The following is a 7690-nucleotide window of genomic DNA, read 5'->3' as shown; positions in this document are numbered from 1 at the left end:
TGAGGATTTGCGGGGGGCAAACTGCCCGTAAAGGCCCGATTGGCTCAACTAACAATCAGCGGGGGGATAACCCCCCGACTGATTGAAGTTTCAATTTATCGCTGTCTAACGGGCAGTAAGACCCCCACTTTAAAACTCAGTTGAATCCATTGAGGATTTGCGGGGGGCAAACTGCCCGTAAGGCCCGATTGGTTCAACTAACAATCAGCGGGGATAACCCCCCCACTGATTGAAGTTTCACTTTATGAAAGCTTGCTTCCTATCGATTTTATTTTCTCACCGACAGTGCACTCTGTAATGCAAAATCGATGGGCATATCTGCGCCCTTTTTCATCTTTATGATGTTTATGAAGGAAGCAGTCTTTGCAGTAACTGGTCATCAGCTCCTCCACTTCATTGATAATTTCCTTTCTGCTCAAAACGGTTCACGCCTTCCCTATTTGCAATTATATGATCTGCATTTTGCTGTTAATAAATTTCCCTTGCAGTGCCTGGCTTGCCAGCTTATCCGCTTCTTTATTTTCAGTGCGCGGAATGGATTTATATCTTGGCAGTAAGCCCAGCTTCTTAATCTTTTCTTCTATACGGTCAAGCCAGCGATTCAGATTTTCTTCATAACAAGGCCATTCACCTTCAAGCTGTTTTAATACTACCTGGGAATCCCCCTTAAATTCACATGTCATATGATGAACGCCCATTTCTTCAAGCAGATTCAGGGTGTAATAAATTGCCGCATATTCTGCCTCATTATTATTATCCATCTCATCAAAAAGCTCATTTGCCCGCACACGGTACTTTTTTTTGCCCTGTTTAAAATAAATGACCGCACCGAGTCCGGCCTGGCCGGTATCTTTATTAAAGCCGCCATCAAAAAATACGGTAATATCATGAGGGTCCTCTTCAACTTCCATAAGAAGCTTTTTCATTTCCTTTGTGCTCCAGGAAGTGCCGGCTTCATCATAATAAATTACCTCTTTGCCCTTACCCGACTTTTCAATATCTTCACCAGCCTGCAAAGCAGTTTCACCATCGATCAGGTCTGAAGTAAACAAAATATCCTCAGTGCCTTTAAGTTTATATTTCCATTCTAATTTATATTTCATTGAGGTCAGCCTTTCTGTACTTTATTAGCTGGTTATCATTATTAGAACTGTTTGCAATAGTTGAACTTATTATACTTTCCTTTGTTTATTACTAAATGAGTATATTTCAAGGTATAATGGTCAATGACATTTTTATATTCTGCGGTTCGAAAACTCCCGCATTAACAAAACTAGGAGGAATTTGATGTTTAATGAATGGTTTGGATTGCTTTTTGCAATAATCAATTTCATTTTAGTATTGGCGATGTACCGCCTGTTTGGAAAGACTGGTCTTTTCGTGTGGATCGGCTTCTCCACTGTCATGGCCAATATTCAAGTCGTAAAAACAATTGAAATGTTCGGACTGACCGCCACTTTAGGCAACGCTATGTATGGTACAGCTTTTCTTGTTACAGATATCTTAAATGAGAAGTACGGAAAAGAAGAAGCGAAAAAAGCTGTATGGCTCGGTTTCTTTACTCTGCTGTCCATGACTCTGATCATGCAGATGGTATTATTGTTCAAACCGCATGAAACTGATTTTGCACAGGAATCTCTCAGCACTCTTTTCTCGGTTCTGCCGCGAATTGCTGCCGGAAGCCTTGCTGCCTATTTAGTCAGCCAATTTACAGATGTTTATATCTTTACCTATTTAAAAAAGAAATTTCCAAAAGACGGCCAGTTTTGGATCAGGAATAATGGAAGCACCATGATCAGCCAGCTATTGGATACCCTTGTATTTACAAGCATTGCCTTCCTTGGTGTATTTCCCCTGGAAGAATGGATTCAAATTTTCATCACAACTTACTTGCTGAAATTTATAGTAGCTGTACTTGATACCCCGTTTGGCTATATTGCTAAACGTTTCCCAGTAAAAGATTAGGATGCCGTTTAGGTATCCTTTTTCTGCAGTATCAACTATTTTTGTGATAAACTACATTTAGTTTACCCTATTATAGTGTTAAAATCAGGAGGCAATTCAATTGATTGAAGTATATATCGATGGAGCAAGTGCGGGAAACCCGGGTCCCAGCGGTGCAGGCATATTCATAAAAAATAATGGCCAGGTTGAACGCTTTTCCATCGCATTGGGCTGCATGGAAAATCACGAAGCAGAATACCGTGCATTTATTCATGCACTGAAACTATGCATTGATAAGGGATATAAAACTGTTTCGTTTCGAACGGATTCACAGCTTGTTAACCGTGCTGTTGAAAAAGAATTTGTAAAAAATAAAAAGTTTGCCCCACTGCTTGAAGAAGCTTTGGAGCTTACAGGAAAATTTGATTTATTTTTTATGAAGTGGGTTCCCAGCTCCGAAAACAAGGCAGCGGATGAATTAGCAAGAGCTGCCATTCACAAAAACAAAGTGAAAGGTCAGGAAGATCATGAATAAATCAGTAATATTTGCAGATGTAAGCCTTTTGCTGGTTGCCTTTGTGTGGGGAACCACCTTTGTGATAGTACAAAACGCCATTGCTTTTCTTGAGCCATTCTCTTTTAATGGTGTCCGTTTTTTCCTGGCTGCTTTAATCCTGGGCGGATGGCTTGTTATTTTTGAAAGAAAACAGGTAAAGAAGATGGATGGAAAGCTTTTAATATCCGGAGTTATTATGGGCTTGTTTTTATTTATAGGCTATGCCTTTCAAACGATCGGCCTGCTTCACACAACTTCTTCAAAAGCCGGCTTTATTACGGGGTTAAGTGTAGTAATGGTTCCAGTCTTTTCTTTAATGCTGCTAAAAATCAAGCCGGGATTCAATGCCATTATCGGCGTTTCAATCGCGACGGCCGGACTATATTTTCTAACCATGACCGATAATGCCCCGCTGAATATTGGTGATGCCTATGTATTAATCTGTGCTGTCGGTTTTGCCCTCCATATTATCTTTACAGGTAAATACAGCAGCAAATACCCTGCCCTGCTATTAACGGTTATCCAAGTAAGTACTGTGGCAGTATTATCAGTCATTTTTGCGCTTTTCACAGAAAATTGGCAGCAGGCATTTGAAACAGGAGTCTTACTTAAGACTAATGTGGTGACTGCTCTGATTGTGACTTCACTTTTTGCTACCGCTATCGCATTCTTTGCGCAGACGGCATTTCAAAAGTACACAACACCAACTAGAGTTGCCCTGATTTTCGCTATGGAGCCAGTGTTTGCAGCAGCTGCAGGATTTATGTGGGCGAATGAAAGACTTTCGTTTAGTGCCCTGGCCGGCTGTCTGCTTATTTTTGCGGGAATGATTTTTGCAGAACTGCCTGCTAAGAAAACGTTTTTAACCTTCAGAAAAAAGACAGCTTCATAATTCAAAAAAGGCGTGTTCTCGAAACAGACACGCCTTTTTAGATGATTGCTTTTTCTTTTACAAATTTTATTGCTTCCCGCCTGCTTGTTATATTCTTTGAAACCAATGTTTCTAGCAAAGATACATAAAAACTTCCGTCAAATGATTTCTGCGCCTTTAATGTAAGTTCTATTGCTGCATTGGTGAGCTCGTCAGAAGCATTGGTATAATGTTTGCCAAAGTAAATGAAGCCAACTGCGTCCTCCTTGAATTGAAAACCTTTACTTTTCAAAAATTGCAAATATTCTTCAACTGTCTTCATTGGACTTACCCTCTTCCCCTGCTCCTCCTGTATTCTTAAATATTAACTGATTTTTCGACAATTATCTACCTTTTTCAACTTGAAGCAGGGGCACTGTAAGCTCAAGTGAGCAGCTATTTTTTCTTTTTAGTTAGAAGGTAGCCAAGTGTTCCGGTTAATACACCGAGGAGAGCTCCTCCTAATACTTCTGCAGGCTGGTGGCCGAGCATTTCCTTCAGTTTCTTTGGACCTTCTTCCTCAAACTTTACTGTTTCATCTTTGTGAATTTTATCAACCAGCTCACCAAGGCTGTTTACCTTTAAGGTTAGCTCACCGGTCTGGCGCCTGATGCCCTGGGCATCATACATAACGATCAGACCATAAACCAGCGATAAAGCAAAGTCAACCGTCGGCACTCCACGCTTTAAAGCAATAAAAGTAGTTAACGAAGAAACACCTGCCGAATGAGAACTTGGCATGCCTCCTGTCTGGAAAAATAAATCCGGACGAAGTTCTCCCTTTTTCACATAATGGATGGGGATTTTCAGGCCCTGTGCCAGCCCTATACTTAAAAGAGCGATATAAACTCCCTTATTCATAACAACTCACCTCTTCTTTATTGTGAAGTATGCAGACTTTTATTATTCCTCCTTCAAATGTTAAATAGGCTTGTATTCATGGAGTAATTACCTAAAACAGAAGGAAAATTCACCGCATCAGTTGCTAAATTGTACCCTGCATGGAGATGATTAAAACCCGAAGACTTTAACAATAATAAGCTTATCAAATGAAGAATTGCTGGCTTTAGGAGGTGAATCAGATGAGTAAAAACGGACATACAAACAGAGGAAAAAAAGCACCTGGCGTAAACCCGCAAGGATACGGGCAGGATGCTGAATTTGCAGAAGAGCCTAAAAGCAAGCTGGAGAATGCAGCGAAGAAGAAGAATACTAAATAATTTTTGGATGGCCGCCCTGGGCGGCTTTTTTGATGTTAAAAAACTCCAGGCTGACGCCTGGAGCTCGTATTATGCATATTCCTTTTTAAAATCAAGAAATCTGTGAAGGCCGCGGAATTCAATTTCAGTGAATTTCTCGATGACCTTTTCCCGGTTCATTGTGAATTGGGCAAGGTCAAGAGGGCATTCAACAGGAACATCGCATTTTATTTCGGCCAGCTGCCTGCTCAAGTGGAGCATTTCAAGATCCTGTTCGATCTTGGCACGCTGTCCCTTTGTTAACTGCTCCAGATTTTCTAATACGCCTTCAATATGCTCAAATTGCTGAAGCAGCTTCAGCGCTGTTTTTTCGCCAATTCCTTTTACCCCCGGGTAATTATCACTCGTATCCCCCATGAAGGCTTTCAGGTCAATCATCTGCTTAGGTGTGATTCCTTTTTCTTCATAAAACGTCTCCGTCGTATGAACAAGGTAATTGCCGTAGCCTTTTTGCAGTAAAATGACAGAAATATTGTCATCCAGAAGCTGCAGCATATCCTGATCACCAGTAAGGATCAGAACTTCCGCTTCCTGGCATGCTTTTTTTGCTATGGTTCCAATGCAATCGTCAGCTTCAAATCCTTCAAGGCCAATATTAGGTACATCGAAGGCTTCCACCACTTCTTTTACCAGATCGAATTGAGGCACAAGTTCAATCGGAGCTTCTGGACGGTTTGCTTTATAGGCACCAAACATTTCCGTTCGGAAGGTTTTGCTGCCCATATCCCAGCATACTGCCACATGTGACGGATTAAAGGAAGAAACAGCTGTTAAAAAATGTTTAACAAAACCATAAACTCCGTTTGTAGGAATTCCTTTAGAATTTATCATAAATTGACCGGACATTGCTGTTGCAAAATAAGCTCTGAACAGCAGCGCCATTCCATCAACAAGCAGCAGTGAAGGTTTATTCTCGTTCATGTCTCCGCCTCCCAATTATAATCATAACAACTATTATAACATGGGAAACTCTTCATTTCTCTTGAAAAGTTTGACAGCCTTATTCTGTTTCCCTTATTAACTCAACTCCATGTTCTTCCAGTTCATAGTAAGTAGCGATTCGCGCCTTACGGATATTATTATTTAATGGGTACGCATATGTAGTTCCATCTTTAAAGATAAAGATTAATTCATCATCAGACATAACACCCATTTTGTTTATGACTGTTTGCCTGGCTTTTTTGATTTCCGGCCAATTATAATGCTTCTCCTTCAAACTGAATAATGTATTAAAATGAACACCATTCTTATCAATATAGTGGTAATAATCAAAACTGAGAATCACAGTAGCCAGTGAAAATAAAAAACATGCTCCTGTTATACATTTCGCAATCCTGCCGAATTTTTCAGCACTGTGCATCCAAACCCCTGCTAAGATAAAAACCCCCATCGATGCCAAAGCTATGCTAAATGTAACATAAGCGTCTTTAGGCGCTTCGAAAACCCAGGTCCCTTCAGGCCTGTAAAATTGCGCCTGGAATGGCGAAAGAAGGAATATAGGAATAAAAATTGCTGACAATATTAGGATGATTGCAGACGTTACCAATATTTGTTTTGTATCAGTCCTTTGTTTTTTTGTGATCGTGTAGCCCGAAGTATTCATTTAACTCCTCCGTTTTCAAAATCTATTTAACCTTTTAAATTATATAATAATTTAAACAGTAAAAAAATCCCTTTTTTAAAAGGGATTCCATTATTTTTCGACAGTTTCTATTGTATTGCTGTCATAAGAGATCCAATCGCTGAAGCTTCCGGCATATAATTTAACATGTTTATAGCCGGCTTCCTTTAAAGCAAGAAAATTAGGTGCCGCGGTTACACCAGAGCCGCAATAAACAATAATGGGTTTGTTTTTATCAATGTCTGCAAATCGATTTTCCTGTTCTTCAGCATCTTTAAATCTGCCATTTTTATATGCTTCAAGCCAAACTTTATTGATTGCTCCTGGAATATGGCCCGCTTTCTTATCAATTGGCTCCTCCAGCCCCAGGTATCTCTTTTCCTCTCTCGAATCAATTAATGCAGCGCAATCCTGATTACCTGCGACGCTTTTAACTTCTTCGTATGTGGCAAGGATGTCAGGCTTCAGTTCAATTTTAAAATCAGCCCGCTCAATGCTGGGAACTTTTTTAGTCAAAGGATACTCGCTTTCAGTCCATTCCTTGTATCCGCCGTTCAATACAAAAACATTCTCATGCCCTAAATACCTGAGCAGCCACCAAAACCTTGCGGCAAAAGCCCCTTCCCCGCCGTCATAGGCAATAACTGTGGTATCTCGGCTGATCCCGGCTTCCTCAAGGGCTTTTTTAAGTTGAGCTGGATCCGGAAGGGGGTGCCGGCCTCCGTGTTCTCCAGCCGGACCTGACAGATCTTTCTCCAGATCAAAATACACAGCATGGGGAATATGGCTGAGATCATATAAGCTGCGCCCTTCATCAGGCGATCCGAGTTTAAAGCGGCAGTCGGCAATTCTGATATTGGGATCATCCAGTTTGGAAAATACCCATTCTTTTTCTGCTAGATACTTCATTTAAGGTTCTCCCCTTTTCTCTTTTCCATCAGGCGTATTATATGCTCCTTTGGTGTCCAGCAATTAAATTGATAGACAGGTTTCGTTTCATAGCCCAGTCTGCTGCAAAAATAAAACATTCCATCTTTACGTTTTTCAGGCTGGAAGTTTATACAGGTTGCACATGCATGAAAAGAATTTTTCTCCATTTCTCTCCCTTTTCTTCTCAGAAATAATTTTATACCTTCAGCAGTTCCCAGAGCCATTCATTCAGTCCGGATACCTTGCCTTTTTCTTTAGGTATTGAGTCAGCTGCTGCATAGAGCATTTCCCTTTTTGACTCCAGTTTCTCAGCCATTTGCTTTGCTAAATCCTTCTCGATTATCCTCCCGCTTTGTTTTGCATGAACCAGGGTCTGATAAAAGCTGGTGATCTCATCCTCTTCCTTTATGAAAAAGAGACCTGTATACTGAACTGTACCCCCATTTACGGACAGTTTATAAAAAAGCGCC

The 7690-nt window shown here is 40.6% G+C and carries 11 protein-coding genes and 1 pseudogene; 4 read left to right on the top strand and 8 right to left on the bottom strand.

Features of this window, described 5'->3' with window-relative positions:
- Positions 1-242 precede the first annotated feature (242 nt).
- Positions 243-419: a zinc-finger domain-containing protein gene (locus PBF_RS25690; RefSeq protein ID WP_081757372.1), complete on the bottom strand. Its 177-nt coding sequence runs from the start codon at positions 417-419 to the stop codon at positions 243-245.
- Between the two features lie 27 nt (positions 420-446).
- Complete coding sequence (locus PBF_RS24410; RefSeq protein ID WP_035333574.1) at positions 447-1103, bottom strand: reverse transcriptase-like protein; 657 nt, start codon at positions 1101-1103, stop codon at positions 447-449.
- A 184-nt stretch (positions 1104-1287) separates the two neighbouring features.
- Between PBF_RS24410 and PBF_RS24405 the strand changes: the two genes are divergently transcribed.
- From PBF_RS24405 to PBF_RS24395, 3 genes are all read left to right on the top strand, one after another.
- On the top strand, positions 1288-1965 hold the full coding sequence (locus PBF_RS24405; protein ID WP_035333573.1) for a queuosine precursor transporter: 678 nt from the start codon (positions 1288-1290) through the stop codon (positions 1963-1965).
- 100 nt (positions 1966-2065) lie between these two features.
- Positions 2066-2479, top strand: a complete 414-nt coding sequence (locus tag PBF_RS24400; RefSeq protein WP_035333572.1) for a reverse transcriptase-like protein — start codon at positions 2066-2068, stop codon at positions 2477-2479.
- Positions 2472-3392, top strand: coding sequence for a DMT family transporter (locus tag PBF_RS24395; RefSeq protein ID WP_035333571.1), 921 nt, complete (start codon positions 2472-2474; stop codon positions 3390-3392). Before PBF_RS24400 ends, PBF_RS24395 begins: the two co-directional genes overlap by 8 nt.
- A gap of 37 nt (positions 3393-3429) precedes the next feature.
- On the opposite strand, the gene PBF_RS24390 is transcribed toward PBF_RS24395, so the two are convergent.
- A complete protein-coding gene (locus PBF_RS24390; protein ID WP_035333570.1) occupies positions 3430-3693 on the bottom strand; it encodes a DUF6123 family protein in 264 nt (87 codons plus the stop codon).
- A 113-nt stretch (positions 3694-3806) separates the two neighbouring features.
- Positions 3807-4271, bottom strand: a complete 465-nt coding sequence (locus PBF_RS24385) for a divergent PAP2 family protein (RefSeq protein ID WP_035333569.1) — start codon at positions 4269-4271, stop codon at positions 3807-3809.
- Positions 4272-4492: 221 nt separating this feature from the next.
- Between PBF_RS24385 and sspL the strand changes: the two genes are divergently transcribed.
- On the top strand, positions 4493-4630 hold the full coding sequence (gene sspL, locus PBF_RS24380) for a small, acid-soluble spore protein L (RefSeq protein ID WP_026581140.1): 138 nt from the start codon (positions 4493-4495) through the stop codon (positions 4628-4630).
- A 69-nt stretch (positions 4631-4699) separates the two neighbouring features.
- On the opposite strand, the gene PBF_RS24375 is transcribed toward sspL, so the two are convergent.
- From PBF_RS24375 to PBF_RS26325, 4 genes and pseudogenes are all read right to left on the bottom strand, one after another.
- Positions 4700-5590: a 5'-3' exonuclease gene (locus tag PBF_RS24375; RefSeq protein WP_035333568.1), complete on the bottom strand. Its 891-nt coding sequence runs from the start codon at positions 5588-5590 to the stop codon at positions 4700-4702.
- A 79-nt stretch (positions 5591-5669) separates the two neighbouring features.
- Complete coding sequence (locus PBF_RS24370; RefSeq protein ID WP_035333567.1) at positions 5670-6272, bottom strand: hypothetical protein; 603 nt, start codon at positions 6270-6272, stop codon at positions 5670-5672.
- Positions 6273-6362: 90 nt separating this feature from the next.
- Complete coding sequence (locus tag PBF_RS24365) at positions 6363-7199, bottom strand: sulfurtransferase (RefSeq protein WP_035333566.1); 837 nt, start codon at positions 7197-7199, stop codon at positions 6363-6365.
- A gap of 217 nt (positions 7200-7416) precedes the next feature.
- Positions 7417-7690, bottom strand: a pseudogene (locus PBF_RS26325) (nucleotidyltransferase domain-containing protein); the annotation flags it as partial.

The organism is Cytobacillus firmus DS1, assembly GCF_000565285.1.
GTDB classification, from domain to species: domain Bacteria; phylum Bacillota; class Bacilli; order Bacillales; family Cytobacillaceae; genus Cytobacillus; species Cytobacillus firmus_A.
The sequence above is the reverse complement of the archived record's forward strand: the minus strand, read 5'-3'. Positions and strand labels throughout refer to the sequence as shown.